Source organism: Motilimonas sp. E26 (assembly GCF_021278025.1).
In the GTDB taxonomy this organism is placed as follows: Bacteria; Pseudomonadota; Gammaproteobacteria; order Enterobacterales; family CBDFNC01; genus Motilimonas.
This window is the reverse complement of the sequence record NZ_JAIBHJ010000008.1, coordinates 156,472-182,678: the sequence shown is the minus strand read 5'-3', so window position 1 is coordinate 182,678 and position 26,207 is coordinate 156,472. Positions and strand designations below refer to the sequence as shown.

General features: G+C 43.6%; 25 protein-coding genes. 11 read left to right on the top strand and 14 right to left on the bottom strand.

The window, feature by feature from the left end; genetic code table 11:
• Positions 1-142 precede the first annotated feature (142 nt).
• Positions 143-694 (bottom strand): DUF4124 domain-containing protein, encoded by a 552-nt coding sequence (locus K1M91_RS09640; RefSeq protein ID WP_232801538.1) that lies wholly within the window; start codon positions 692-694, stop codon positions 143-145.
• Positions 695-749: 55 nt separating this feature from the next.
• Here K1M91_RS09640 and K1M91_RS09635 point away from each other — a divergent pair, with 55 nt between their 5' ends.
• Entirely contained in the window at positions 750-992 is a 243-nt protein-coding gene (locus tag K1M91_RS09635) for a DUF3624 domain-containing protein (protein WP_232801537.1), read from the top strand.
• Here K1M91_RS09635 and K1M91_RS09630 read toward each other — a convergent pair.
• From K1M91_RS09630 to K1M91_RS09620, 3 genes are read right to left on the bottom strand one after another with little or no spacing between them, the layout of a single operon-like run.
• Positions 989-2,101, bottom strand: a complete 1,113-nt coding sequence (locus tag K1M91_RS09630) for an anhydro-N-acetylmuramic acid kinase (protein WP_232801536.1) — start codon at positions 2,099-2,101, stop codon at positions 989-991. The genes K1M91_RS09635 and K1M91_RS09630 overlap by 4 nt on opposite strands.
• A complete protein-coding gene (locus K1M91_RS09625) occupies positions 2,101-2,724 on the bottom strand; it encodes a response regulator (RefSeq protein WP_232801535.1) in 624 nt (207 codons plus the stop codon). The genes K1M91_RS09630 and K1M91_RS09625 overlap by 1 nt, the downstream gene beginning before the upstream one ends.
• Positions 2,724-4,178 carry an ATP-binding protein gene (locus K1M91_RS09620; RefSeq protein WP_232801534.1) on the bottom strand — a complete coding sequence of 485 codons (1,455 nt, stop codon included), beginning with the start codon at positions 4,176-4,178 and terminating at the stop codon, positions 2,724-2,726. Before K1M91_RS09620 ends, K1M91_RS09625 begins: the two co-directional genes overlap by 1 nt.
• Before the next feature lie 101 nt (positions 4,179-4,279).
• Between K1M91_RS09620 and K1M91_RS09615 the strand changes: the two genes are divergently transcribed.
• Complete coding sequence (locus tag K1M91_RS09615) at positions 4,280-4,636, top strand: hypothetical protein (protein ID WP_232801533.1); 357 nt, start codon at positions 4,280-4,282, stop codon at positions 4,634-4,636.
• Between the two features lie 91 nt (positions 4,637-4,727).
• On the top strand, positions 4,728-6,383 hold the full coding sequence (locus tag K1M91_RS09610) for a DUF2813 domain-containing protein (RefSeq protein ID WP_232801532.1): 1,656 nt from the start codon (positions 4,728-4,730) through the stop codon (positions 6,381-6,383).
• Between the two features lie 35 nt (positions 6,384-6,418).
• On the opposite strand, the gene K1M91_RS09605 is transcribed toward K1M91_RS09610, so the two are convergent.
• The gene (locus tag K1M91_RS09605) at positions 6,419-6,838 is read right to left on the bottom strand and encodes an META domain-containing protein (protein WP_232801531.1); all 420 of its coding nucleotides are present in this window, start codon (positions 6,836-6,838) and stop codon (positions 6,419-6,421) included.
• Between the two features lie 97 nt (positions 6,839-6,935).
• On the bottom strand, positions 6,936-7,829 hold the full coding sequence (locus tag K1M91_RS09600; RefSeq protein ID WP_232801530.1) for a patatin-like phospholipase family protein: 894 nt from the start codon (positions 7,827-7,829) through the stop codon (positions 6,936-6,938).
• Positions 7,830-7,939: 110 nt separating this feature from the next.
• On the opposite strand from K1M91_RS09600, the gene K1M91_RS09595 reads away from it, so the two are divergent.
• Positions 7,940-8,695, top strand: a complete 756-nt coding sequence (locus K1M91_RS09595; RefSeq protein ID WP_232801529.1) for a serine protease — start codon at positions 7,940-7,942, stop codon at positions 8,693-8,695.
• Between the two features lie 124 nt (positions 8,696-8,819).
• On the opposite strand, the gene hslU is transcribed toward K1M91_RS09595, so the two are convergent.
• The 5 genes from hslU to priA form a co-directional block, all read right to left on the bottom strand.
• Positions 8,820-10,154, bottom strand: coding sequence for an HslU--HslV peptidase ATPase subunit (gene hslU / locus K1M91_RS09590; protein WP_232801528.1), 1,335 nt, complete (start codon positions 10,152-10,154; stop codon positions 8,820-8,822).
• Between the two features lie 42 nt (positions 10,155-10,196).
• The gene (gene hslV, locus K1M91_RS09585; protein WP_232801527.1) at positions 10,197-10,721 is read right to left on the bottom strand and encodes an ATP-dependent protease subunit HslV; all 525 of its coding nucleotides are present in this window, start codon (positions 10,719-10,721) and stop codon (positions 10,197-10,199) included.
• A 140-nt stretch (positions 10,722-10,861) separates the two neighbouring features.
• Positions 10,862-11,440 carry an SPOR domain-containing protein gene (locus K1M91_RS09580; RefSeq protein WP_232801526.1) on the bottom strand — a complete coding sequence of 193 codons (579 nt, stop codon included), beginning with the start codon at positions 11,438-11,440 and terminating at the stop codon, positions 10,862-10,864.
• On the bottom strand, positions 11,440-13,188 hold the full coding sequence (gene argS / locus K1M91_RS09575; protein ID WP_232801525.1) for an arginine--tRNA ligase: 1,749 nt from the start codon (positions 13,186-13,188) through the stop codon (positions 11,440-11,442). Before argS ends, K1M91_RS09580 begins: the two co-directional genes overlap by 1 nt.
• 120 nt (positions 13,189-13,308) lie before the next feature.
• The gene (gene priA / locus K1M91_RS09570) at positions 13,309-15,504 is read right to left on the bottom strand and encodes a primosomal protein N' (protein WP_232801524.1); all 2,196 of its coding nucleotides are present in this window, start codon (positions 15,502-15,504) and stop codon (positions 13,309-13,311) included.
• A gap of 211 nt (positions 15,505-15,715) precedes the next feature.
• Between priA and rpmE the strand changes: the two genes are divergently transcribed.
• The gene (gene rpmE / locus K1M91_RS09565) at positions 15,716-15,928 is read left to right on the top strand and encodes a 50S ribosomal protein L31 (RefSeq protein WP_232801523.1); all 213 of its coding nucleotides are present in this window, start codon (positions 15,716-15,718) and stop codon (positions 15,926-15,928) included.
• Between the two features lie 212 nt (positions 15,929-16,140).
• Positions 16,141-17,382 carry a malic enzyme-like NAD(P)-binding protein gene (locus K1M91_RS09560; protein WP_232801522.1) on the top strand — a complete coding sequence of 414 codons (1,242 nt, stop codon included), beginning with the start codon at positions 16,141-16,143 and terminating at the stop codon, positions 17,380-17,382.
• An 80-nt stretch (positions 17,383-17,462) separates the two neighbouring features.
• On the opposite strand, the gene K1M91_RS09555 is transcribed toward K1M91_RS09560, so the two are convergent.
• The gene (locus K1M91_RS09555) at positions 17,463-18,083 is read right to left on the bottom strand and encodes a DUF1566 domain-containing protein (protein ID WP_232801521.1); all 621 of its coding nucleotides are present in this window, start codon (positions 18,081-18,083) and stop codon (positions 17,463-17,465) included.
• A 17-nt stretch (positions 18,084-18,100) separates the two neighbouring features.
• Positions 18,101-19,570, bottom strand: a complete 1,470-nt coding sequence (locus tag K1M91_RS09550; protein WP_232801520.1) for a DUF1566 domain-containing protein — start codon at positions 19,568-19,570, stop codon at positions 18,101-18,103.
• Between the two features lie 187 nt (positions 19,571-19,757).
• Here K1M91_RS09550 and oxyR point away from each other — a divergent pair, with 187 nt between their 5' ends.
• On the top strand, positions 19,758-20,654 hold the full coding sequence (oxyR, locus tag K1M91_RS09545; protein WP_232801519.1) for a DNA-binding transcriptional regulator OxyR: 897 nt from the start codon (positions 19,758-19,760) through the stop codon (positions 20,652-20,654).
• A gap of 32 nt (positions 20,655-20,686) precedes the next feature.
• Here the strand turns inward: oxyR and K1M91_RS09540 are convergent, their stop codons facing one another.
• Entirely contained in the window at positions 20,687-23,290 is a 2,604-nt protein-coding gene (locus K1M91_RS09540) for a PBP1A family penicillin-binding protein (RefSeq protein WP_232801518.1), read from the bottom strand.
• Between the two features lie 176 nt (positions 23,291-23,466).
• Here K1M91_RS09540 and K1M91_RS09535 point away from each other — a divergent pair, with 176 nt between their 5' ends.
• Genes K1M91_RS09535 through K1M91_RS09520 form a run of 4 tightly spaced genes read left to right on the top strand, consistent with a single transcriptional unit; the run spans position 23,467 to position 26,190 of the window.
• On the top strand, positions 23,467-24,537 hold the full coding sequence (locus K1M91_RS09535) for a pilus assembly protein PilM (RefSeq protein WP_238481378.1): 1,071 nt from the start codon (positions 23,467-23,469) through the stop codon (positions 24,535-24,537).
• Complete coding sequence (locus K1M91_RS09530; RefSeq protein ID WP_232801516.1) at positions 24,525-25,100, top strand: PilN domain-containing protein; 576 nt, start codon at positions 24,525-24,527, stop codon at positions 25,098-25,100. The genes K1M91_RS09535 and K1M91_RS09530 overlap by 13 nt, the downstream gene beginning before the upstream one ends.
• Entirely contained in the window at positions 25,100-25,672 is a 573-nt protein-coding gene (pilO, locus tag K1M91_RS09525; RefSeq protein WP_232801515.1) for a type 4a pilus biogenesis protein PilO, read from the top strand. The genes K1M91_RS09530 and pilO overlap by 1 nt, the downstream gene beginning before the upstream one ends.
• A complete protein-coding gene (locus K1M91_RS09520) occupies positions 25,669-26,190 on the top strand; it encodes a pilus assembly protein PilP (RefSeq protein ID WP_232801514.1) in 522 nt (173 codons plus the stop codon). The genes pilO and K1M91_RS09520 overlap by 4 nt, the downstream gene beginning before the upstream one ends.
• Positions 26,191-26,207: the final 17 nt, after the last annotated feature.

Sequence of the window (26,207 nt, the reverse complement as noted above, 5' to 3'; positions counted from 1 at the left end):
AGGACACCGCCAAGCGCCAAATAAGCTCATAGTGAGCAGTAGAAAGCCCGATTCGAAAGAGTCGGGCTTTTTTACGTTTGAAGAAAAAACTCACATCAAACAAAAACCACTCGAAAGTGGTTTTTGTTAGTTGGATGATTTTTTAGAAGCGTGATAGATGTAAATGTTCATCTTCAATAATAATATTCATCTTATTATTGTCTAGTTGAAGAACCTGGGCATCGATATCTCGATTGTTATAGCTTTCAGATTTTTTTCCACGTCGCGTGATCACTTTCTTGTTAACCTTTAATTGCAAAAAGCCTTCTTCGTAATGCCAAGTACCAATAAGATCGACGGCATTTTTAGGGTCATTTAGGGATTGGTAGCTAAATTGTTTATTTGGTTTAAGAATCAATGTCGATTTTCTAATTGATTCTGTCCCAGTAATCCAGTTTCCTGAAATTAAATTATTGGACTTATTATCTGAAATAATAGTTGTAGCTGTTGAGTTATTTTTCGAGTTTGTTATTGGTGGCAAATCTTTCACCGGCGGTGGCGCGACAAACTTGACTTGCTTGGCGTCAACATTCTTTGGCTTATCTTGAGAAAAATGAGCTACACCATTATCATCAACCCAAGTATAAACTTTCTCAGCTTGGGCGCCGCCACTTAAGCAGGCGAGTAATATCCATAGGTTGTGATTCAATTTCATGCCTTGATTCTTTCCTTGAAAATAATTAATTCAATAATAGGATAAAGTTTTTCTTATGAGTTGTCAGCGTTGTAATGACTGGTTTTTAAAGAAGTTAGGCCGATGTCATGCCTGTATGGTACAAACTGCGTTGATATTTTTGTTAAGTTTCGCGACTTGGCTATGGCTTGATGACAAACGTTCTGTTGAAGCCATAGCTGCCACATTTTTTGCTGTGGCAGGAGGAGGGTTATTTATTCTACACATCGTTATTTGGTTGATAACCAAAGGCAAAGGATTAACCATTAAAGATGGTTAAGGCTGATAAACTGCTCCTAAGCACACTTTTTTTTGTGCGCCTGTGACTATGGGGAGATTTCCTGGCCTACCTTCAATTCTTTGTTTCGCTAGCCATGCAAAAGCAATTGCTTCGACAAAGTCTGGGTCAATATTAACTGCTTGAGTTGAGTGAACTACATGCTCAGGTAACAATGCCTTCAAGGTGTTGATGAGAGCGGTGTTATGTACTCCACCTCCACATATCAATAGCTCTTTTGCTTGTTCAAAACGTTTAACTTGTTCTGCCACTGAGTGCGCAGTTAGCATTAATAATGTTTGCTGAATATCCTCACTTCTATATTCAGGCTTTAGCTGTGATTTTAACCAAGCTAGATTAAACAACTCTCGGCCCGTGCTCTTAGGTGGTTCAATATTGAAATAGGGGTCAGCTAAAAATGTATCAAGTAATTCCGGAATGATATTCCCAGATGCGGCCCAATCCCCACCACTGTCATATTCTTGCTTAAGTTGTGTTGATATCCAGGCATTTAGTAGCATATTACCGGGGCCTGTATCGTAGCCAAGAGTCGGTTCGTTTGGGAGTAAAACCGTCAGATTAGCAATGCCGCCAATATTAAGCACTATTCGCCCTTGCTTAGGGTGACTAAATAACGCTTGATGGAAGGCGGGCACTAGTGGCGCACCTTGGCCACCATAGGCCATATCCATTCGTCTAAAGTCTGCTACCGTGACTACATCTGTTATTGCCGCGATCAGGTTAGCATCACCTATTTGCATGGTAAATGGATGTTCAGAGTCTGGTTGGTGATAAACGGTCTGGCCGTGGCTGCCAATGGCTTTAATGTCATTTGAGGACAACCCGGCTTCTTGTAGAGCTTGATTGACGCAATTACCGTGAAACAGACCGATTTTATGGTCAAGCTGGCCAAGTTGCGCCAAGGTTAATGATTGCCCTTGGCATATTCCTAAAATATCTTCTTTCATCCAGGTGGGAATAGGAAAGGTTTTGCCATAAAGGGAGTTCACCTTTTGGTCGCTAAAATCAACGATGCAGATATCAAGTCCATCCAAACTGGTACCAGACATAAGACCTATGTAATATTGCTGACTAGTAATTGAGCTAGGCATTATTCATCATCTTGCAATTCGCCGGCGGCCATTAACATCCGCATTAACTGTGCTAAGCTTCGAGCTTTCATTTTACTCATGATGCGCGAGCGATGAATTTCCACCGTTCCTTGGGCAATATTTAAATCGATAGCTATCACTTTATTCGCATGTCCTTGTGCGACTAATTGCATGATCTCTCGCTCGCGTTTTGTGAGTGATTCGATACGCTCTTGGATCTCATGTCGCTTAGTTAAATCTATGCGTTGCTCTTTGTCTTGAGCAATGGCTTTGGTGATTTTTTCTAGGAGCTCAAATTCACGGAATGGCTTTTCCATGAAATCAAATGCACCATTCTGCATTGCCTCCACGGCCATAGCGATATCACCGTGTCCGGTGATGAAAATAATGGGCAGCATCGCATTAAGCTCATTAAGCTTTTCTTGCACTACCATGCCAGACATGCCTGGCATGCGTATATCTAATAAGATACAACCATGTCGCTCTTCAAACTGTTCCAGAAACTCAGCGCCAGTGGCGAAGCTTTTATATTCATGACCGACACTGGCGACCATCATTTCAAGCATCTCTCTAATCGATTCATCATCATCGATGATATATATAATTGGGCAATCTTGGCTCATTAGAGTGAAATTTCCTTGTTTTGGCTTGTGGGTAGTTGAATAGTGAAGCAAGCACCTTGATAGGGCTTACTCGTTACCGTTATCTGACCGCCATGAGCTTCAATAATACTGTGGCAAATAGATAAACCTACACCCATGCCGCTCTCTTTGGTACTTATAAATGGTTTGAATAAGTTTTGCATGACTTTGTCAGCAAGTCCTGGGCCGTTATCAGCAATGTGAAGCAACGCCATATTTTCTTTAACCTCTTGGCTGATAATAATATGGCCATCTGTTTGTTGGCTTAGGGCTTCAATAGCATTACGAATCAAGTTAATAAGTACTTGTTCAAGTTGCACTTTGTCTACTTCAATTTGGGCTGATTCGGTTATGGGTTGATAGCTTACCTGAACTTGATTTTTGCTCGCCATGTCTTGCAGCATGGCAATAGACTCCAGAACCAATGGGCAAATGTTATAGCAACCTCGTTGAGGAGTTCTATCACGTACAAATTCTCTTGTTCGCCTAATGATCTCTGATGCTCTAATGGCTTCACTGGATACCTTTTCCAATGTTTTCTCAACCATTTCATGGTTTATTTTGTCTTGGCTGACTAAGCGTTTACAAATATCTGCAAAGCCAGTAATGCTGGCGAGGGGTTGGTTGAGTTCATGGGCGAGAGAAGTCGCCATTTCGCCCATAGTAAATACGCGATCTAGCTGTGCGAGTTGTTGGTTTTGATTGATAATTTTTTCTTGTAGTTCCGCCTTTTCTTGGCTGGCTATCAAGCGGGCATGGTGTGCGTCATGGATCCTTTGTTGCATCGCATTAATGGCTTCGGCTAATTTATCCATGTCGTCTGGAAGATGCTTTGTTGGACGACCTAGCTCTATACTGGTCAGTGATTGTTCAGGGTCTATCTTATCTAAACTTGAAACAATACGGAGTAAATGCCTACCGATTAAACGTTCAATCAGAAACAACATAAACATCACCACGCCAAATGTCTTAATCGCATTAAACAATAATGTCAGAGCCGCAGAGTTAATTAATTGCTGATAAATACTGTGTAAGTCTGCTGTTACTGTAAGGGTGCCCAGTTCGCGTCGCTTGCCCTTTTGTTCATGAATAATCGGGAATACGTATGTCTTGGTCCAATCATGCTCTAAAGAGCCAGAATGAAAAGTTTGACCGTCCTTTAATTCTAAATAGGTCTGCTCAATATAAGGCTGGCTAAGCACGCCCTCTAACTGCAGCTGAATAAGCTTATTATCGTAGTCCCACACACTTTCACTTAAGCTATTAAGCAGTGAGTTTTGAATGATTTTTTCTGACTGGCTAAGCTGATCTATATCGCGAGCATACTGAGTATAAAGATGAAAGCTGGTGAGTAATAGCGTGATAATCGAACTACAAAGTACGGTGCCAACAATAAGTTTCTTAGCTAACACGCTGTCTCTATAGTATTTTTTCAAGTTAATGATCCTATTGTGGTATGGGTTATCCCTAATTTTTTGAACCAGCTCCCCTCGTTAAAATACCTGCATCACTTAATAATGAAGTTTCGATATCAACCATGAATCTAGGTTTGCTTGGTTACCAGCATCTGCCTGATGAATTCTCCCATTGGTTAGAGCAATCAAAAATACAGATTAGACATTATAAAACGGCAGACGACTTTCTACTAGACGAACAAAATGCTCAGTTGTCTATGTTGCTATCAACTTATCACTTAGGCGGTAAATCCATCATCGATCTATTAAGAAAAAATCAGGGATTGAAACATAATATCAACGTGGTGGTTACTGAGTGTCAAGGGGTCAATGAGGCAGTCCAAGTGATGCAAGCGGGAGCTAAAGTTGCTTTACCAGGCAAAGTTCAAAGTACTAAGCTGATTTCATTGGTTAATCAATATGGTATCGAGCGACCTTAAGTCTTTCGTATCGCAGATTCTGATTTAAAGTGTTACGGTCGAGGGCATTTTCAGCTATAAGAAACATATAAAATACTGAATTGAGGTGCGCTTGCTCAAACATATTGAAATTGTTGGTTTCAGAGGGATTGCACGTCTGTCGCTCGACTTGTCACAAACCCGCGTGTTAATTGGCGAGAATGCATGGGGTAAATCCAGTTTATTGGATGTTTTAAGTTTACTTTTAAACAGCGCCCAGCGCTTATACAAGTTTCACTTAGAAGATTTTCATATTTCTCCTGAAACGGAGTTTCTTAGCCGGCAAATTACCATTGTCCTTACCTTTGAAGAAACTTGCATTGGTCAGCATCAACGGGCTCGTTTTCGTTCAATCGCTCCTCTTTGGATTGGGGGGGGGAAATATAAGAAACGTATTTATTATCAGATTGAAGGGATACTCGATCCCGACAATCAAGTTTCAACCCAGCGAAATTTTCTGAATAGCCAAGGTGAAATTTTACCCCTTGATAATCTGAATGAGCTCGCTAAGCAGCTCATGTCGTTTTACCCCGTGCTGCGCATCAGTCAAGAATCCAGTCTACAGCCTTGGATGGTAGATTTACCTGAAACTTCAGAGCGGGTTCAGTCAGAAATGATGATTGAAAAAACAGTACTAAGGTTACACTCCTCTTCGCAACAATTGCCCGAACGTGAATTAAAGCAAGCCGTGATGGCGACTCGTTTTCTATTTGAGCATTATCTTACGCCACGTTTTACGTATGCGGAGCGACCCACTCAGCCGAGAAAAGTGCGGGAAATGGGACTTAAACCGATCTCTTTTCGCGCTATAGATGATTTTAGTGAGTTATTAAAGGTGACCGCGGGTAAGCACAATCGGGCTGCACTACTGGTGATGTTAGGGGCTTTTTTACGTGCCCGAGGCCCTAGTTTATTGCGCCGAGGTAGCAGCCCAATTTTGTTATTGGAAGATCCAGAAGCCCGCCTTCATCCTATTAACTTACTGACCAGTTGGGCTTTTCTTGAACAATTACCGGTGCAAAAGTTGGTCACTACTAATTCATCTGATTTGCTCGGTACGTTTAAGCTCAATGATATTGTGCGATTAGTGCGTAATGTTGATAAAACACATGTTTATGTTCTTAATGAAAATCACTTTCTCAGTGATGATTTTCGACGCATTGCTTTTCACGTCCGTATTAATCGCCCGGCTAGTTTGTTAGCACGTTGCTGGCTGCTCGTTGAGGGGGAAACAGAGTTATGGTTGCTGACTGAGCTTGCGCGTGTTTGTGGCTATAGCTTTGCTGCAGAAGGTGTGCGCATTGTTGAATTTGCACAGTGCGGTTTAGCGCCATTAATTAAGGTGGCAAAAGATTTTGGTATTGAATGGCATTTGTTAACCGATGGTGATGATGCGGGTAAAAAATACAGTAGCCAGGCAAAGGCTTTATTGGAGCAAGAAGGGCTCCGTGAACGGCTGACCTTTTTGCCGGACAAAGACATTGAGCACTTCCTATTTAATAATGGCTTTAGTGACGTTTATTTACGTCAAGCCAAATTAAAAGCCAGTGATCTGGATAAATTGGGCATCACCAAAGTGATAGATAAAGCGATAGGGCGCTCTTCTAAGCCTCGTTTGGCGCTAGCGATAGCAGAAGTTGTTGAGTTAAATGGCCCTGAGTCGGTGCCTTTGTTATTACGTCGTATGTTAAATCGTTTGATTGCGATGGCGAGAAGCCAAGCAGGCTAGGTTTGTCAAACCTAGCCTGCAGGTCGAAACATGGGTTATTCTGCTTGCTGATAAACAAGGGTGTGCTCTGCGCCTTGTAAAATAAGTGTATTTTTATCTAATGTTACAGCACTCCAATCGCTGAGTGTTGCTGTTATGCCTTGCTCTATCTCATCCAGTGGTGGTGGACACATCATCATCGTCATGCCCATTTTTTCAATACGTAATTGACCGTCTTGCCATTGGGCCTGACCAAAGAAGTTGTTACAGCCCGCCACGCCAGTTGCTTTGAGGGTGCTATCAATATGGATTTTCGGCAACTTATTCCCCATTGGAGTAACCGCTTGATTGTCAACACTGACTAGTTGCCATTGCTTATTCACTACATCAGCGGTGGTTACTTTCGTGGCTTGGGTATTAGCGCATGCCGTTAATAGCAGTCCTGCGACAGAGAGGCTTACTAGACGTAATTTCATTTATTGCTCCAAAATTCATTTCTGTAAATACAAATATTTCAACACGGTAAGCCTGTATGATGGCTGAACCAAGTGCAATCATGATTATTATTTTACCCTAAATGGTGTAGGGAATATTATTTGAATCAAGGCCATGGTTTAGTTTTCCTGCTTCTTGCCAAACTTTTATCGGTACGACACTGAGCGCAGTTTCATAGCCAATAGCATAAAGTTTGGTTTTATCTTCCATCGACATACGAAAGTCGACCGGAGAAGTATTACCCGTGTTGACTACTATAGTGCGATGCCAAAACTTTTCATTCACATACTCGCGCGAAATGGTGGTCATAAAGGTGCGTATCAAGAGTGAGATATAGGATGCCAATGGGAAAATTTTATTGGTATTAATTGGTTGGTTATCACCATCGCCGCGCAATCGAAAGCAAATCACAGGCGTGCCATTGTCATCCCAATCTTGATGTAGGGCATCTTCAGACAAAATACTGCCATCGACCATTAGGTGGTTTTCATAAGGCTTAAAAGCAAATATCAGTGGAATAGACATCGAGAACCTAACTGCACGAGACACCTTTTCATTCGGCGTATTAATGGCATCAAATACCACAGGTGTGCCCGAGCGAACATCGGTTGCGACCACATGCAGCTTGATCGGCAGATCTTTAAAGCATTTTCCTTGCAGCTTTTCATCTAACCAAGCCTCAAACTTGTCGCCAGAACAAAGACCACCATTTCTCAGCAAACTAAGGATAGAAAAACCTTTAAATTGTTCAAAGTCGGTTTCAAGAGCAATTTTCTTGATTGCTGTTAGTGAAAGGCCACTGGCGTAGAGTGAGCTGATAATACTGCCACCCGATACTCCGACGAGATGATCAAAGCGCACATTAAGATCGGTTAATGCTTGAAGTATCCCGATATGAGCGGGCAAGCGTGTACCGCCACCGGCAAAGATAGGCACAAGATAATGTTGATCGCGTAGCTTTGGTTGTTCCATGTGCATAATACTCCTGATACTGCATGATAAAAGTATGGAGTAAATTTCAATTCTTGCTCAGGGCAATCAACTAAACTTAGTCTATTATGTTGGGTAAGCGGGTTATTAGGATGAACATTTTTATCAATGGTAGGCTACTTTTGGCTTTGGTTTTAGCTTGCTATAGTGCGTTTTCTTGGGCAGATCTTGTCACTACCATTGCCAAAATTAAACCTTCTATTGTGGCTGTCGGTAGCTATCATCCTACTGGTAGTCCGCGTTCGGTGTTTAGTGGTACAGGATTTGTTGTCGGTGACGGATCTCTAGTGGTGACCAACTATCATGTCGTCCCGAGCGATCTCAATCCAACTAAGCGTGAACAACTGGTTATTTTTGTTGGCAAGGGCAGTCAACCTAAAGTTTATGATGCTAAGGTCATTGCCTCAGATCGAGTTCATGATTTAGCGGTGCTTAAAATTGAGGGGATCAAGCTAACGCCATTACGTTTAGGTAATGATAAAGCAATACAAGAAGGACAGAGCATAGCGTTTACGGGTTACCCGATTGGCGCCGTGTTAGGGCTATATGCAGCGACACATACTGGGATTATTTCAGCTATTACCCCAATAGCAACGCCACAAATTAGCAGCGCGCAATTAACGCCACAAATGCTGAAGCAGCTGCGCAAGCCTTATCAGGTGTTTCAATTGGACGCGACGGCCTATCCTGGCAACAGTGGCAGCCCTGTATATAATACGGATACGGGGCAGGTGATCGGTGTTATTAACAAAGTGTTTATTCAAGGTTCGCGGGAGGCGGCGATCACTAACCCGAGTGGTATTTCTTACGCGATTCCAATTCGTTATGTCAAGGCGCTGTTGAAGTAGGGGCTGTGTTAGTGCTCAATAACCCAGATTCTAGATAAATGAAATAATATGCTGTGGGCGGTTTAAACTGAGTTGGGGTTAACAAATAAGGCGGCAAAGCAGCCTTATTTGTTATGGTTGTTAGTTAGAGAATAAAGCGACTTAAGTCTTCGTTTTCAACTAGATCGTCTAGAGCATTAAATACGTAATCTTTATCGATTACGATACTGTCACCATCACGCTCTGAAGCTTCATACGATAAACTTTCCATTAAGCGTTCCATTACAGTATGTAAGCGACGAGCGCCGATGTTTTCGGTTTTTTCATTAACGCGCCAAGCTGCATCAGCAATGTGGTGAATACCTTCTTCGGTGAACTCTACTTTTACCCCCTCCGTTGCCATTAATGCAACATATTGCGCGGTTAGTGAGGCATGAGGCTCAGTTAAAATGCGGACAAAGTCATTTGCTTTCAAAGCCTCTAACTCAACACGAATCGGTAGTCGGCCTTGTAGCTCAGGAATTAAATCAGACGGTTTAGCCACTTGGAAAGCCCCAGAAGCAATAAACAGAATGTGGTCGGTGCGGATCATACCGTGTTTAGTGCTTACTGTTGAGCCTTCCACTAATGGTAATAAATCGCGCTGCACACCTTCACGTGATACATCTGGGCCAGAGCTTTCACCGCGCTTACAAATCTTGTCGATCTCGTCGATAAACACAATGCCGTTATTCTCGGCGGCATAAATCGCCTTTTCTTTTAGTTCTTCAGGATTAATCAGCTTAGCGGCTTCTTCTTCCACTAGCGCTTTTAATGCTTCTTTCACTTTAAGCTTACGCTTTTTAGTGGTGTTATTGCCTGATAGGTTCTGGAACATACCTTGTAACTGATTGGTCATTTCCTCCATCCCCGGAGGCGCCATGATCTCAACACCCACTTGTGGTGCGGTCACATCAATTTCAATTTCTTTATCGTCCAGTTGGCCTTCGCGTAATTTTTTACGGAATACTTGGCGCGCATGGCTATCTTCGGCCTTCTTGTCAGTTTCATCCCACGTGGTTTTAGCGGGCGGCAGCAAGGCATCTAGCACGCGCTCTTCAGCTTGCTCTTGCGCGCGAAATTTTACTTTTTCCATTTCTTGTTCGCGAGTGATCTTGAGTGCCACATCGGCTAAGTCGCGAATAATGGTTTCAACTTCTTTACCTACATAGCCCACTTCGGTGAACTTAGTGGCTTCAACCTTTATAAAGGGAGCGTTTGCTAATTTAGCCAAGCGACGCGCAATCTCGGTTTTACCCACACCGGTTGGGCCGATCATTAAAATATTCTTTGGTGTGACTTCTTGGCGGATATCCGCGTCTAATTGCATACGGCGCCAGCGATTACGAAGAGCGATAGAAACGGCGCGCTTAGCTTTATCTTGACCAATAATATGAGCGTCTAGCTCACTCACAATTTCTCTTGGGGTCATTTCAGACATAATATTAATCCTGTCTAGGTGTCAGAGAGCTGACAAAATGGGTTAGTAATCCAGCACTTCAACGGTCTGGTTAGTATTAGTAAAGACGCAGATGTTACCAGCAATAGTAAGAGCTTTTTCTACAATCACATCGGCATCTAACTCGGTATTTTCTAATAAAGCAAGGGCCGCTGATTGTGCGAATGCGCCGCCCGAGCCAATCGCAATTAGGTCATGCTCAGGCTGCACCACGTCGCCATTACCGGTAATGATATAGGATTTGTCTTTATCGGCTACGGCTAGTAGGGCTTCTAACTTACGCAGCATGCGGTCGGTGCGCCAGTCTTTGGCTAGCTCTACCGCGGCGCGCTCTAAATGACCTTGGTGGGCTTGTAGTTTGGCTTCAAAACGTTCTAAAAGCGTGAATGCATCTGCAGTGCCACCGGCGAAGCCAGCCAGTACTTGGCCATTATATAAACGGTGAACTTTACGTGCGTTGCCTTTCATTACGGTATTACCAAGGGATACTTGGCCATCGCCACCTATTACAACTTTATTACCACGGCGAACTGAAACTATCGTAGTCACGGGATACCTCATCAGTATTCAAGCGCAAGTTAACTTGCAAGATAAAACTAAGATGGGGGAGAGGATCACGCTTTTCAAGCACTATGGCTGTTTTTCGGGCTAAAAAAACTAAACCTCACACAAGGTGAGGTTTGTTGGGGTTATTTTGGCAGGGGCCCTTGCCATTGCCAAATTTGACAGTTGCGAATTTTGGCCCGGGTAAGCTTATGAGAGTCGGTTTGCGCTAAGCGTTTGCGTTCATAGGGTCCTAAAACAACTTTATACCAGGTACCGCTGCTGCCTTCTGATTTCCGCACTCGACTTTCTAAACCTTGAAAAGCGATTTGTGCTTTCAATGATTCGGCTTGGTTGAGGGATCTAAATGAGCCACATTGCATTTGATAAGGAATAGCTGGTGGCGGATCGGCGGGCACATCAACCTCTACTTCTTTATTTTCTAGTTGTTCGATGTAATCCCATTTTTCTTTGGGTTTTTCTGGTAGCGGTTTTTCAGCTGGTGTTTTTGCTTTTGGAGCTGGCGTTGCAATCACTTCTATTATCTCTGCATTATCAGCCGAACCACTAATAGTATAAAGAAAGTAGCCAAAACCTGATAAAGCGATTACAGCGATAACGATTGCCACGATAGGCAAGCGGCTCGTTGGCGCCGATTTTGCGGGACTACGCTTAGCGTTAGTTTTCCGTTTTTGCGGTTGATTGCGCACGTAGTCCCTTGCCATTACATACGCTCCAGCGTGTTAATGCCTAATAAACTTAAACCTTGTTTTAACGTTCTTGCAGTTAGCCAAGCCAATTTCAAACGGCTTTGCTTTTGTGCTTCAGTTTCTGCTTTCAGGATTGGACACGCTTCGTAGAAACTTGAGAATAAACCTGCGAGTTCGTATAGGTAGTTACACAGTAAATGCGGGTAACCTAAACGTGCAACGCTAGTGATCACCTCATTAAACTGCACCAGCTTACTGGCTAGATCGAGCTCTTTTTCGTGCTCTAATAGGACACTGCCAGTTAGTTCACTTGCGTTCACCTCTGCTTTTTCAAACACACTAGCAACACGGGTGTAAGCGTATAGCAAGTAAGGGGCAGTGTTACCTTCAAAGCTAAGCATTTGGTCAAAGCTGAACATGTAATCACTGGTGCGATTTTTGGATAGATCGGCGTATTTCACCGAGGCGATCCCCACTACGTCAGCAATATTACGCAGATCTTGTTCAGCCATGTCTGGGTTTTTCGACTTCACCAAATCGTAAGCACGGTTTTGCGCTTCGGTCAGCAAATCAGCCAGTTTCGCTACTGTGCCCGAGCGAGTTTTAAACGGCTTGCCGTCTTCGCCCATAACAGTGCCAAATGGCATATGCTCTAAGCTGGTTTCTGGTTTTACAAAACCGGCGTTACGCGCGACGGTAAAGACTTGTTGGAAGTGTAAGCCTTGGCGCGCATCAACAAAGTACAATACACGGTCAGCATTGAGTTCGCGCTGACGGTAGCGCATCGCGGCTAAATCGGTGGTGGCATATAAAAAGCCGCCATCTTTCTTTTGAATGATGACTGGTAGCGGATCACCGTCTTTATTTTTGAATTCGTCAAGGAACACACATTTGGCGCCTTGGTCTTCTTTTAATAAGCCAGCTTGGTCTAAATCGACGACTACTTGGTTAAGGTCGTCATTGTAAGCACTTTCACCACGTACATCTGCGCGGGTTAGGCTTACACCTAAACGGTCGTACGTTTCTTGACAGTGTGACAGGCTGACCTCGTTAAACTCGCGCCATAACTGGTTACAGTGCTCATCACCGCTTTGCAGTTCCACCACTAAGTTACGTGCACGGGTAGCGAATGCTTCTGATTCATCAAAACGTTGCTTGGCGGCGCGGTAAAACACCTCTAAATTAGATAGGTTTGAATTAATCTCTTGGCCTTTGGCTTGTAGCTCTTCCATGTAGGCTAGCAACATGCCAAATTGTGTGCCCCAGTCGCCAACGTGGTTTTGGCGTACTAGCTTATGGCCTTGGAATTCTAAAGTGCGCGTGACGGCATCGCCAATGATCGATGAACGCAAGTGACCTACGTGCATCTCTTTCGCGAGGTTGGGCGATGAATAATCGACCACGATGGTTTGGGGATCAGCTATTGGCTCGATGCCTAAACGTGGGTCGATTAACGCAGCTTCAACTTGTTCAACCAGCCATAGCGGATTAAGAAAAAAGTTGATAAAACCCGGGCCAGCGATGTCGACTTTAGTCACTAAGCTAGACTCTGGTAAATTATCAATAATCAGTTGCGCCAGTTCACGTGGGTTTTTCCCTGCCGCTTTTGACAACATCATGGCCAGGTTAGTGGCCAAATCACCGTGAGATTTATCTTTGGTTCGGTCTACTTGAACGCGTGGCTGTGCATCTGCAGGGATTATGCCTTGTTGCTTTAAGGATGCGACTGTTTGCTCGAGTAGTTGTTGAAGTTGCACTTTCATTCAGTATGACCGCCGATATATCTGAGACTATTAAAAATTGAGAGTCAGATTTTAACGTGTCTCGGCCATGAAAACCAGAACGGAAATGGGCTTAGCACGCCGATAACCTCGCCTAACGAACTAAATAAAATCAGTGGGGTCGATATCTAATGACCAGCGCACTTTAATGCCCGATTTTAATTTCTCAACTTGTTCCATACATGAGCTGAGCAGGCCGGCGATTAAGGCGCGATTGGGCGCTTGAATTAACAGTTGAAAGCGATATTTGCCAGCGCGACGCTCCATGATTGCTGGCATTGGGCCGATTAATTCTATTTGCTTATACTGCTCGGTATAGCCACTAAATATTTGCTTCACTTGTTGTAAGAATGTTTCCGGCATATTGGCGTAAGTCGCTTCGGCGCGAAACAAAGCTTGAAATGAAAAAGGCGGTAAGAGTGCATCTTGACGCTCGGAAAGGGCGCTGCGAGCAAAGTCTTGATAGCCATTATTGACTAGATCTTGCAGTAAATAATGATCGGGATGGTGGCTTTGCAAGACTACTTGGCCGGGTTTACTGGCACGACCCGCTCGTCCAGCCACTTGAGTGAATAATTGCGCGAGTTTTTCTGCGGCGCGAAAATCAGAGCTAAACAGCGAGCTATCCACGTCTAAAATGCCTACTAGGGTAACATCAGGAAAGTGATGGCCCTTGGCTAACATCTGCGTGCCGATGAGAATCTGATATTCGCCACTTTGAATGCCATCGAGGTAGTTTTCTAAACTGCCTTTGCGTCTGGTGCTATCACGATCAATTCGCACCGCTTTATATTGGCTAAATACTTCCGCTAAGGTTTCTTCAAGTTGCTCGGTGCCAACGCCTGCGCCAAGTAATTGCGTTGAGCCGCAATCTTCACATTGGTGCGGCACTGGGCGATGGCTATTGCAGTGGTGACAAATCATTGCATTATCACTTTGATGCCAAGTGTAAAAAGCATCACAGCGCTGACATTTGGCTAGCCAACCGCATTCATGGCATAGCAGGGCAGGGGCGTAGCCACGACGATTTAAAAACAGCATCACTTGATTGCCTTGTTTGAGATGCTTATGCATTAACTCAATCAATTGCGGCGATAGGCCGGAATTTAATCGTACGTTTTTAATGTCCTGTAAATAATGCCGGGCATGCTGGGCATTACCCGCCCGCTCTTTTAAGCTCAGGTGATGATATTTATTGCTTAAGGCGTTGTTTAAGCTCTCAAGGGAAGGGGTAGCAGAGCCGAGCACGATGGGAATTTGTTCGCGCATGGCGCGCATCACCGCTAAGTCGCGAGCGTGGTAACGAAAAAAATCTTGTTGTTTAAACGAGGTATCATGCTCTTCATCAATAATGATAATGCCGGGTTTCAGCATGGGGGTAAAAATGGCGCTACGAGTACCAATCACAATGGCGGCACTACCTGCGCGGCCGTGAAGCCAAGTATCAAGGCGCTCGCGATCGGTCAGCTCGGAATGCACCATAAAAATGGGCACATTAAAGCGCGCTTTAAAACGTGAAACCGTTTGTGGTGTCAGCCCTATCTCAGGCACCAGCACTAATGCTTGTTTGCCTTGTTTAAGCACATGCTCTATTAGGTTAAGGTAAACCTCGGTTTTACCACTGCCGGTGACTCCTTCTAACAAATAGCAGCCAAATGCCGATTTATTATTGATGGCGGCCACGGCGATGGCTTGTTCGGTATTGAGTTCAGGTTTTTGTTGCTGCAGGGCAAATTGCTCAGGCCAGTTATTTTGATACTGCGGTTGTTGAGTGATTTTCTCGGCAAAGTTCTTCTTCGCTAATGCATTGAGTGTGGCGGACGTGACGTTTGCTGCGGTGAGCTCTGCGCTGGTAAGAGGTTTACCCTTAAGCAAGGCCCATGCGGCTAATTGCTTTGGGCTGCGGCTAAAGTCTTGTTGTTTTGCCTTCTCTCCTGCAGCCGTGAGTTGCCATGCCGATAACGGTTTAAGGCTATCGGGCTCGCCTTGCTTTAATAAGGTAGGGATAGCTTGAGCAATAACGTCGCCAATGGGGTGATGATAGTAAGCACTGGCCCATTGAAATAATTGCAATAATTGCGGCGTGATGATTGGCGCATCATCCAAAATCCCACTCACCGCTTTGAGCTTGTTTAAATCAAACTCGCTGGTGGTCTTAACGTCAATGATTAAGCCTATTTTGTCGCCACTGCGAAACGGCACTTTAACTCGACAGCCTGTTTGGGGTTGTTGGCCTTCTGGCAGTAAATAGTCAAAGCTGCGACGCAGTGGAACGGGTAAGGCAATAGTACAAATCATGATTAACCAGCCTGAACAACATAAAGGCTTAGTGTAACGGTAAGCGGGATAAAATAAGAGTGTAAATATCGCAAAGCAATGCTTGCTCGTGTGTAACTGATGGATTATTATTCGCCCCCTAAAATTCGCGTGCACTAAATGCACTTTATCCATAACGTGTGGTATCTGAAAAATAGATCAGATGGCGACACGGCCTAAAGAGGTTATCCCTATGAAAGCTGGTATCCACCCAGAATACAAAGAAATTTCTGCAACTTGTTCTTGCGGCAACGTGATCAAAACTAAATCTACAGTTGGTAAAGATCTAACACTAGACGTGTGTGGTGCATGTCACCCATTCTACACTGGTACTCAACGTGTTGTTGATACTGGTGGCCGTGTTGACAAGTTCAAAAAACGTTTTGCAGTACTTGGCAAAAAATAAGCCTGCAAAAAGTTTGATTAAAGGCGCCGATGGCGCCTTTTTTTATGGCCAAAATTTATTTGGCTCGATTATTTTTTAACAATTGTTCACTATTTTAGCGTTTGCTTCACTCGGCATTGTTTTTGCTGGGAATTGGGTCAATACTTGACTATCATCACACTTTCTTCATCAAACTCTTTATTTTTTAAAAACAGGATATTGGACCTATCATCATGACAGATGCGCGCCAGCAAGCTCTTGATTACCACGCTTTGCCAACACCAGGCAAAATCAGTATTGAATTAACTAAGCCCGCTGAAACAGCAAAAGACCTCGCATTGGCTTATAGCCCAGGTGTGGCTGAGCCGGTGAAAGAAATTGCCATGAACCCAGATGAGGTTTATCGCTATACCGGCAAGGGCAATTTAGTGGCGGTAATCACTAACGGCAGTGCTATTTTGGGGCTCGGTAATTTAGGCCCTTTGGCTTCTAAGCCTGTAATGGAAGGTAAGGCGCTATTATTTAAACGCTTTGCGGGAATTGACTCGATTGATATTGAAGTGAAGCATCGCACCGCAGAAGAGTTTGTTAATACCGTGGCTAATATTGCCGATACCTTTGGTGGCATTAACCTTGAAGATATTAAAGCGCCAGAGTGTTTTGAAATTGAAAAAGCGCTGATCCAACGCTGTAGTATTCCAGTGTTTCATGATGACCAACACGGCACGGCAATTGTGACTGCGGCGGGGATGATTAACGCGCTTGAAATTCAAGGCAAAGATATTTCGGAATCGACCATAGTGTGTATGGGCGCCGGTGCGGCTGCGATAGCTTGTATGGAGCTGCTGATAAAATGTGGCGCAATGCGTGAAAAAATCTACATGCTTGACCGCAAAGGCGTGATCCACACTCGACGTGAAGATCTCAACGAATATAAAAAACTGTTTGCTAACAACACAGATAAACGCACCTTAGAAGACGTGATTGCGGATGCTGATGTGTTTGTGGGTGTATCGGGTCCAGATGTGCTACCTGCTGAGGCGGTGGCGTTAATGGCGCCTAACCCGGTGATCTTTGCTTGTTCAAACCCTGATCCTGAAATTAAACCTGAGCTTGCCCACAGCGTACGTGATGATTTGATTATGGCCACTGGCCGCAGTGATTTTCCTAACCAAGTGAATAACGTGCTGTGCTTTCCTTTTATCTTCCGAGGAGCACTGGATGTGCGTGCTAAAGCCATTACCGATGAGATGAAAGTAGCCGCTGTCCATGCCATTAGAGAGCTAGCCAAAGAGCCGGTTCCACAAACGGTATTAGACGCCAGTGGTGTTTCTGAATTGAGCTTTGGCCGCGAATATATTATCCCTAAGCCGATGGATGCGAGGTTGTTACCTAAGGTCGCAAGAGCGGTAGCAGAAGCTGCTGTGGCGTCGGGTGTGGCGCAGATTGAATTGCCTGAAAATTATATGCTTTAAGTATTGTAAATCTGTATGTAACGAGGGGGATTTCTTTACCCCGTATTAAAAAAGCCCTTCAGTTGAAGGGCTTTGACGTTTTACTTAGCTTTACAGGCATCGCTAACTGGCCATTCACCGCAGCGAACTAGCCTAATTGAGTACGATTCACGAGTCTGTCCTTCTGGGCGAATTGGATTCTCGAGTCCCGTTCTAAAGCTAATTATGCGTGATGTGATATGGTCATAATTACTATCGGCAACACTATCATCAGAGCCTTTATATGGCGTGCTTGAATAGTAATTAACGGGATAGGTATTAGGGAATATATCTTGATTAATCGACGGATTGTAGCAACTTCTGTCTACAATCGAGTCTAGCTCTTTGATATTTGGCATGCGCCAATCATTAACCGTCCAAGTTGGATTAGCATTTTCAGCTACCACAGCATCCAGCGCGTTCTTCCATGTTGGGAAAGACGTGGGGGCGTTCTTGCAGGTTTCTCTACCGTTTTGATCTAAAGTCCATGTTTGACCAACGCTACATAAAGACCAAACTAACCCAGTGCGAGTATCTTTGATTGTGCCATTTTTTAATGAAACGAAATGCGCTGGTACATAGTCTTTTTTGATACTGCTATTACAGTAAGTATCCGCTGCAAAAGATGAAGCGCTCATCGCTGTTACACTTGCAAGCAGGAAGGTATTAATTAAATATTTCATCTGTTTTACTCCTCCTATTAAGGTGCTGGCGTTGGTTCAGCGCTAGGTGTTGGGTTGTTGTTGACCAGTGATTTGTCGTCACGTCTGACAATCATGACCTTGTTTGATTCAAGCTTAGAACAAAGTTGTAATTTACCATTGGTTAAGTTGAAGCACATTGCGCTTCCTGGTTGCTCTGCTGAGGATGTTGCTGTCCAATATAAATTCGTTGCGGCATTTTCAACTAAACAATCATCATTAGCACAATCGAAGAAGAACTTATCCAAAATATCTTTTTCACCATTAGCAATATTTTGGTAATTGAATACGCTTCTAAATTGCTCTACTGTTGGTAATTGCCAATCGGTAAAGCCACAAACACCAAGCTGGCTTGCTTCACGAGCATAGTCTTCCGTAGAGCAATAAATCTCATTATCTCTTGGACGTTGTTCATACGCACAAATTGAGTTTGCAGGTTGGTAAGGAGCCTCATTTGGTAGTGCTCCTCCGTCAAAGCCACTAAACCAACCAGCTTTACCACCATTTGTCATAGCATTGTTATCTAGCCAAGGGAAAGTAAAGTTAACTGCGTTGAAGTTATTTGGCGTGGTAGAAAAGTAGTAAATTTTACGCTTATCTGGTTCTCCTGCTGCTGGGGGTTCTGCTGCAGGGTCTGGGGCCGTGAAAATGGCATTAAATGGGGCCTTTCGTTCCCATACCATGCCAGTAATTTCATCTTTAACACAGCGCCAATTTGCTGCATTTGCATTTAGCTCATTACCTGCAAAGTCTAGCTTGGTATATCTAAAGCCTGCTTGCCCTAAGTAATAAGGGTTACCAGCGCTACGCTCAGAGCCATCTTTATAGTAAGGCGCATCTGCCTTGGCATCATCGACGTTTACGACGTCAAAACCGCGACTTGCATCTTGTCCTGGGTGTGAGGCTGGCTCAGTAGGCAGGTTGTAATCTGTTTCATCAGAATAGCTGGCCATACCTGTGTCATTAAGACGCACATCGCCAGATATGATGAAGGTTTGGGTTGCTTCTTGACCTTCGTCGTTAGAGAAACGGATTTTTAGGGTGCGACCGCCTCTTGGCTGGGAAGATTGGTAAGTGGTTAAATTAAGTGTGGCAGTTTTAGACCCGGCAGAAAATATGAGTTCTTTTTTAGGATCAATATCGTAATCTTCCCCCATGACTGCGGTGCCAGTAATTTCCATACTATATTTCGCATCAAAAGAAGGAATTAAGTCCAACGTATATGGAAAAGGAATGGTATTGTTTTTTCTATCTAACTCTAACACTTCCCCTGGGATAGTAAGAGTAACCTTGTTACTTGGAGCATCTGATGGCGATACGCTAGGCTCAGTGCTAGGTTCTGTGCTAGGTTCAGTGCTAGGAGTGGTTCCTCCGTCGTTACCACCACTTAGATCGGTGCTGCCACCGCCGCCACAGGCACTTAAAAGTATTGCAGATGTTAAAATAGCTAATTTACGCCAACACATCATCTTCTCCCTTAATGTGTTAAAACGTGAAGGTCACGTTTTTATAAATAATATGGCAGCATGTTACCCACTAAATAAATATTTATAAAGAGACTCGGGTATGTGTACACTGATGAATTGGCAATTTATGCGAGGTCGGTGGGTTTTTTAACGATAAACTCGTCAATGTCTGGCGCTTGGAGTGGGTGAAATGAATATTAGAGATTTAGAGTATCTGGTTGCATTGGAGGAGTTGAAGCATTTTCGTAAAGCGGCAGAGAAGTGTTTTGTTAGTCAGCCAACGCTGAGCGGGCAAATTCGCAAGCTCGAAGATGAGTTGGGCGTGCTACTAATGGAGCGTTCGTCGCGTAAGGTTTTATTCACTCAAGCGGGGTTAGATATTGCAGCTAAAGCGCGTAAAGTACTACTGGAAGTAAAACAAATTAAAGAAGCGGCACGCTCTTATAGTGAGCCCATGAATGGGCCGCTTCATGTGGGATTAATCCCGACGGTGGCGCCCTATTTGTTACCCGCGATTGTGCCGCCAATGCGTCAGGCATTTCCAGATTTAGATGTCTACTTGTATGAAAATCAAACCCATGTATTGTTGCGTCAACTTGAGGAAGGAGAGCTTGATTGTCTTATCCTTGCCTTGCTGCCGGATATGGAAGGCTATGGCCATATTAGCTTGTATCAAGAGTCATTAGAGTTGGTTGTGCCTGCGGGGCATAAATGGCAAGACGCTGAGCAGGTTGATATTGCTGACTTAAAAGGTGAGCGGGTGCTGATGCTTGAAGATGGCCATTGTTTACGCGATCAAGCAATGGGTTTTTGTTTTGCCGCAGGGGCAGATGAAGATTCAACGTTTAAAGCGACGAGTTTGGAAACGTTAAGACATATGGTGAGCTCCGGTATTGGTATCACGTTATTGCCACGTTTGGCTGTGCCTAAAGGTCGAAGCAAAGATGGACTGTTTTATATACCATTCTTTGACCCGAAACCCGCTCGTGAAATCGTACTTCTATATCGTAAAAACAGTGTCAGAAGACCTTGTTTTAATGAACTAGGTAAGCTTATTAAACAAAAAATAAATAAAAAAGCGCAGTAGGACTGCGCTTTCTAATCTTGAACTAAGTGATATTAGAACAATTCGCTTTCTTCATCAGGATTAGTGAAAATATCATTTTGATTTTCAGGTACGTAACGGGTTGGCTCGGTCCCTTTTTCAAAATATTCCCTACGAGTATTCGTGCCTCCTGAGCGACTGAGTAATCCTGTTTCTAAATCAATAGTCTTTGTTACAATATCTTGCGGTACGCGTTTCTTTTGCTCGGGGTGGTCTTCTAAAAACGTTGCCATGTAACTTATCCAAGCTGGCATCGCTGTACGCCCGCCAAACTCGCCACCAGTGACTTGTTGGTTGCCTAAATTGGCATTGTAAGAGGCATAGCCAAGTACGCGGCTATGGTTATCAAAGCCAACCCATGCCGTTGCGACTGAGTAAGGGGTCATGCCGGAAAACCAAGCGTCACGAGATTCGTTGGTGGTGCCGGTTTTACCGGCGATATCGCGTCTATTTAAGGCTCTCCCCGCGCGCCAACCTGTGCCATTCCAGTGTTCACCGTTTTGCGTTCCACCCCAGATTGCGCTGCTGAGGGCTTCGCGGATCAAAAATGCATTTGCTCCGCTTATCACGCGCTTGGCCATTTTTGATTTGGGGGCCTGGTAAGGTTCAGATGAATTGGCTGTAAGGTCAACTTTTTCAGATTTGTTAGCCGTTCCTTCAGTTTCATTGAGCGTCAGAATTTGTTCGTCAAAAGTAGCCAGCCCTTGGTCTTCATTTAGTGTTTGTTGCTCTGCCCCGCCTTCTATCGCTACTTCTGGGCCACAGGAGCTACATGCCAAATCAGGAGCAGCTTGATAAATTAAATTGCCGTATGCATCTTCTATTCGAGCGATAACATAAGGTGACACTTTAAAACCGCCGTTGGCGATGATGGCGTAAGCTGTTGCTACCTCAAGTGGCGTTAATTCTGCAGCACCTAATGCTAAGGTTTCGTATGGCGGTAAATCTTCTTTGTGAAAGCCAAACTTGCTGAGGTGTTCTATCACAGGTCCAATGCCAACGCTGCGGATCAAACGTACTGATACGACGTTTTTAGATTTAGCTAACGCAACACGAATTCGTATTGGACCATCGTAAACAGCTGGTGAGTTTTTCGGCCGCCAGGCTTTACCCAAGCTAGCGTCCCAGTGATTGATTGGTGAATCGTTGACTAAGGTCGAAAGGGTATAATCATTCTCTAAGGCGGCAGAATAAAGGAAAGGCTTGATATTTGAACCTACTTGGCGCTTGGCCATAGTGGCACGGTTAAATTTGCTTTGTTTGAAGTCGAATCCCCCGACTAACGCTTGAATAGCCCCGTCTTGAGGGTTTAACGCAACTAAAGCGCCTGATGTGTCAGGTAGTTGGGATAATATTAGCTCATCCTCTTCAGTTCTCACCCAAACCATGTCGCCAGCACTAACGATGTCGCTGGCGCGTTTAGGTGGTGGGCCTTGCCGTTTGTCATTGACAAAACGACGAGCCCATTTCAATCCATCCCAATTAATAGTGCCAGCTTTGCCGCCTTGAACAAGAACTTCGATTTCTTTTTCATTTACTTGGGTGACGACCGCTGGACTTAGTACATTATAAAAAGGCTGTTCAGCTAAGTGTTCAAAGATCTTTTGCATTGGCCAAGCGGCTTCGCCTTTACTCTGGTCCCATAGTTTTTCGATAGGGCCTCGAAAGCCGTGACGCAAATCATAATTAATCAAGTTGTTGATCAGGGCATCATTGGCGGCTAATTGGGGCTTTTTCGTTATCGTCGTATAAACATTTAAGCCTTGATTGTAAGCTTGATCTTCACCAAACATAGCCACCAGTTCTTGGCGCGCCATTTCGGCAACAAATGCAGCATCAAGCTCAATTTCTGCACCATGATAAGAGGCGGTAATAGGTTCAGCATTAGCCTCGTCATATTCAGATCGAGTGATGTACCCTTCTTCTAGCATTCGCATTAATACCACGGCACGCCTCGAACGTGCGTTTTCTGGCGAATAGATAGGGTTTAATTTAGATGGAGCTTTAGGCAAACCGGCAATCACAGCTGTTTGTGCCAAGGTTAGCTCTGCCACTGATTTACCGTAATAGACCTGTGCTGCAGCGCCAACGCCATAAGAGCGGTAGCCCAGAGATATTTTATTTAAATACAGCGCTAAAATTTCTTCTTTTGTAAGTAGTTGCTCAATGTGAAGAGCGATGAAAACTTCTTTAATTTTACGTATTAATGTTTTTTCTCGGGTTAAAAAATAGTTGCGTGCAACTTGCTGAGTAATGGTACTTGCGCCTTGTTTGGCATGGCCACTGGCTATATATACGGTAGCCGCTCGGACGATACCAATAGGATCTATGCCAGGGTGCTGATAAAAGCGGCTATCTTCGGTAGCGAGAAAGGCGTCTATCATTTGTTGAGGAATATCTTCAATAGCGAGTGGGATACGGCGTTTTTCACCAAACTGTGAAATGAGTAAACCATCTGCACTGTATACTTTCATGGGAGTTTGCAGCTGAACCTCGGTAATGGTTTTTACGTCAGGGAGCTCTGGCTTGATGTAATAATACATACCCACAATTGCAGCGACGCCAGCAAACCCAAAAAATAGCGTGAGAAGGAGAAGTCGCTTAAACCATTTCCACATGAAAATTCCTACCTAGTTAACAAAAAACACAAAAGAGTGGCTAGTATATCCTGTATATCTTGCAGTTAAACAGTGATTTGTGATTTAAAGCATTGGAACAATATTATATTTGCGCTTATTATAACGGCGAAAATACGCTACTTTTCACTTAGTTATCAAGATAGAACTGGGACGTTATGTTATCAGGATTAAGGAAAAAGCAAACCTACGCTATGATCGGAATCGATTTAGGGTCGCATTCTGTGAAAGCTATTGCACTGTCAAAATCAGGCAAAAGCTATAAAGTTGAAGGTGTTGCAGAAATGAATGTGCCTAAAGGTGCAATGTCTGAACGTCAACTTATTGAAGTTGATAAAGTGGCGCAGGTGATCAAACAGGTCAAACGTAACTTTCCTGCCAAATATAAATTTGCTGCCTCGGCGGTCTCTGGGGCCGATGTTTATACTCGTGTCGTTCAGATGGATGCCGATTTAAATGAAATGGAGCTGGAAGGGCAAATTGAACTTGAGGCTGAACACCTTATTCCATTTCCAATTGATGAGATAAGCATTGATTTTGAAGTATTAAATAAGAATCTAGCTGACCCTTCACGAAATGACGTTCTAATTAGCGCTGCTCGTACCGATACTATTATTACTAAGGCCTCTTGTTTAGAAGATGCGGGCTTAGAGCCAAAAGTGATGGACATCGAGTCCCATGCCTTAGGTCGTGCTTGCCAGTTAGTATTAACGGAAGATGAGCAAGAAAAAGTTGTAGCTGCAATTGACATAGGTGCGTCGATGATGACGTTTGCTATGATGAACAAAGGCGAAACGGTTTACGCGCGGGTACAAAACTATGGCGGTCAAAATTATACTCAAGCCATTGCGAATTTTTACAGCATGAGCTTAGAGCAGGCAGAGAAAGATAAACTCGCTAATACTCTACCTGCCGACTACGATTCAGATGTGTTGGCTCCGTTTATAACTTCTGCAATTCAGCATATACGTCGTAACGTTCAGCTGTTTTGTAGTTCAAGTGGATTTTCTAAAGTTGACAAGCTAGTGCTTACGGGGGGTGGTAGTTTATTACCTGAATTAGTGAGTCAAATAGAATCAGAATTAGAGATACCTTTGATTTTGGCAAATCCTTTTACAGAGTTTAGCTTTGCTAATTCAGCGGATGAAAAACTAATGGCCATGAATGGGCCTAAATACATGATGGCCTTAGGTCTTGCCTTAAGGAGTTTTACACCATGTCAAATATAAATTTATTGCCTTGGCGCGAAGAGCAGCGAAAACGCAAAGAAAAAGATTTCTATGGTTTACTATTTTTAGTCTGCTTGGTCACCGGCGCATTAATGTTTGGCGGTAAAATCTATTTAGACGGTGAAATTGATACCCAAAACCAACGTAATGCATTTTTAAATAATGAAATATCTGTACTTGACCGACAAATTGAAGAAATAAAAAATATTAAAGAAAAAAAAGCCGCGGTAGAGAAGCGCATCAATTTGATTCAACAGTTACAAGAGCGACGTAATTGGCCTACGGACCTATTTAATTCATTACCTGACATTACGCCTAATGGGGTTTTTCTTGAAAGCCTGACTTTTAATGACGTTAAAATCACCATTGATGGTAAAGGTGAATCTCAATCGCGTATTTCTCGTATGTTTAGGAATATTGAAGAGTCGAGTCGTTTAGGTAACGAATCTTTAGGTGGTATCTATGCTGCAGAAAGTAAACCAATTAAGCTGTTTAAATTTGACATGGACTTTGAAGTGTTGAGCCAAGTAGCCAAGGAATCAGTAGCAGGAGGCGCTCAATAATGAATGTCAATGAACTCGACTTTGAAAATATTGGCAGTTGGCCAGCCTTATTCAAAGGTATTTTTTTAGTGATTATTGCGGGGCTTATTGTTGGCGGCTTTTATTACTTTATGTTTAGCGACCAACTTAAAACCTTGGAACAAGCTCAGAATAAAGAGATCGAAATTAAACGCCAGTTTGAAGCCAAAGCTGCCCTAGCTTCTAACCTAGAGGCTTATCGAGAGCAAATGGTTGAGATTGAAGGTTTACTAGCAGAGCTTGTTAAAAAGCTACCAAGTAAAAGCGAGGTGTCCACCTTACTTGATAATGTAAACTTTATTGGTAGTGATAATGGCCTGCAATTTAAACGTTTTAAGCCTTCCGCTGAAATAGAAAAAGAGTTCTCGGTTGAGGTACCTTATGGTATCGAAATGGTCGGGACTTATGATCAAATCGGTCAGTTTTCAGCTGATATAGCTAAGTTACCGCGGATTATTATATTGGATAATATCAATATAAAAAAAATTAATAATGAGACTCTTAATGTTGAATTAACGGCTAAGACCTATACTTACAAGGAGGCGAAAAAATGAAGCGCATCCTGTTAGTGGCTCTCGGTGTTTCATTGCTTGGTTGTCAAGCTAATGATGAAGATCTCAATTCCTATGTGGCAAATATTAAGTCAAAAAGTTATCCTGTTAATGACAAAATACCAGAAATTAAGGAAATAGAGATAGAGCCTTATATTGGCGCAGCCAAACGTAAGCCATTCTCTATTCCTAAACCAGAAACAGCATCGGGCAATCCCGGTGCGCCAAGTAGCTGTCCTCAACCTAACCTGTCAAGACAGAAGCAGCCACTAGAATATTTTTCTGCGGATAACTTATTTATGCGCGGCACGATAGAATTAGATAAGGAGCTTTGGGCACTGGTACAAGTGAGTGGCGGAGAGTTACATAGAGTGAAAGCGGGTTATTACATGGGTCAAAATCACGGTCGTATTCTATCCGTGAAAAAAGATCAAATTAACTTGTTAGAGTTGGTACCAGATGGTGAAGGTTGTTGGGGTGAACGTGCCACGCAACTCACACTGGTTGGCGAAGAAGAATAAGAGAGAGCAGGGAAGTC

Excerpts from the sequence above, each read along its gene's own strand:
- K1M91_RS09560 (WP_232801522.1), top strand. The coding sequence starts at position 16,141 with ATGACAGATGCGCGCCAGCAAGCTCTTGATTACCACGCTTTGCCAACA.
- K1M91_RS09555 (WP_232801521.1), bottom strand. The coding sequence starts at position 18,083 with ATGAAATATTTAATTAATACCTTCCTGCTTGCAAGTGTAACAGCGATG.
- K1M91_RS09535 (WP_238481378.1), top strand. The coding sequence starts at position 23,467 with ATGTTATCAGGATTAAGGAAAAAGCAAACCTACGCTATGATCGGAATC.
- K1M91_RS09520 (WP_232801514.1), top strand. The coding sequence starts at position 25,669 with ATGAAGCGCATCCTGTTAGTGGCTCTCGGTGTTTCATTGCTTGGTTGT.
- K1M91_RS09550 (WP_232801520.1), bottom strand. The coding sequence starts at position 19,570 with ATGATGTGTTGGCGTAAATTAGCTATTTTAACATCTGCAATACTTTTA.
- pilO (WP_232801515.1), top strand. The coding sequence starts at position 25,100 with ATGAATGTCAATGAACTCGACTTTGAAAATATTGGCAGTTGGCCAGCC.
- K1M91_RS09580 (WP_232801526.1), bottom strand. The coding sequence starts at position 11,440 with ATGGCAAGGGACTACGTGCGCAATCAACCGCAAAAACGGAAAACTAAC.
- K1M91_RS09640 (WP_232801538.1), bottom strand. The coding sequence starts at position 694 with ATGAAATTGAATCACAACCTATGGATATTACTCGCCTGCTTAAGTGGC.
- K1M91_RS09630 (WP_232801536.1), bottom strand. The coding sequence starts at position 2,101 with ATGCCTAGCTCAATTACTAGTCAGCAATATTACATAGGTCTTATGTCT.
- oxyR (WP_232801519.1), top strand. The coding sequence starts at position 19,758 with ATGAATATTAGAGATTTAGAGTATCTGGTTGCATTGGAGGAGTTGAAG.
- K1M91_RS09540 (WP_232801518.1), bottom strand. The coding sequence starts at position 23,290 with ATGTGGAAATGGTTTAAGCGACTTCTCCTTCTCACGCTATTTTTTGGG.
- K1M91_RS09530 (WP_232801516.1), top strand. The coding sequence starts at position 24,525 with ATGTCAAATATAAATTTATTGCCTTGGCGCGAAGAGCAGCGAAAACGC.
- K1M91_RS09600 (WP_232801530.1), bottom strand. The coding sequence starts at position 7,829 with ATGGAACAACCAAAGCTACGCGATCAACATTATCTTGTGCCTATCTTT.
- hslU (WP_232801528.1), bottom strand. The coding sequence starts at position 10,154 with ATGTCTGAAATGACCCCAAGAGAAATTGTGAGTGAGCTAGACGCTCAT.
- K1M91_RS09605 (WP_232801531.1), bottom strand. The coding sequence starts at position 6,838 with ATGAAATTACGTCTAGTAAGCCTCTCTGTCGCAGGACTGCTATTAACG.
- K1M91_RS09625 (WP_232801535.1), bottom strand. The coding sequence starts at position 2,724 with ATGAGCCAAGATTGCCCAATTATATATATCATCGATGATGATGAATCG.
- priA (WP_232801524.1), bottom strand. The coding sequence starts at position 15,504 with ATGATTTGTACTATTGCCTTACCCGTTCCACTGCGTCGCAGCTTTGAC.
- K1M91_RS09615 (WP_232801533.1), top strand. The coding sequence starts at position 4,280 with ATGAATCTAGGTTTGCTTGGTTACCAGCATCTGCCTGATGAATTCTCC.
- K1M91_RS09595 (WP_232801529.1), top strand. The coding sequence starts at position 7,940 with ATGAACATTTTTATCAATGGTAGGCTACTTTTGGCTTTGGTTTTAGCT.
- argS (WP_232801525.1), bottom strand. The coding sequence starts at position 13,188 with ATGAAAGTGCAACTTCAACAACTACTCGAGCAAACAGTCGCATCCTTA.
- K1M91_RS09635 (WP_232801537.1), top strand. The coding sequence starts at position 750 with ATGAGTTGTCAGCGTTGTAATGACTGGTTTTTAAAGAAGTTAGGCCGA.
- rpmE (WP_232801523.1), top strand. The coding sequence starts at position 15,716 with ATGAAAGCTGGTATCCACCCAGAATACAAAGAAATTTCTGCAACTTGT.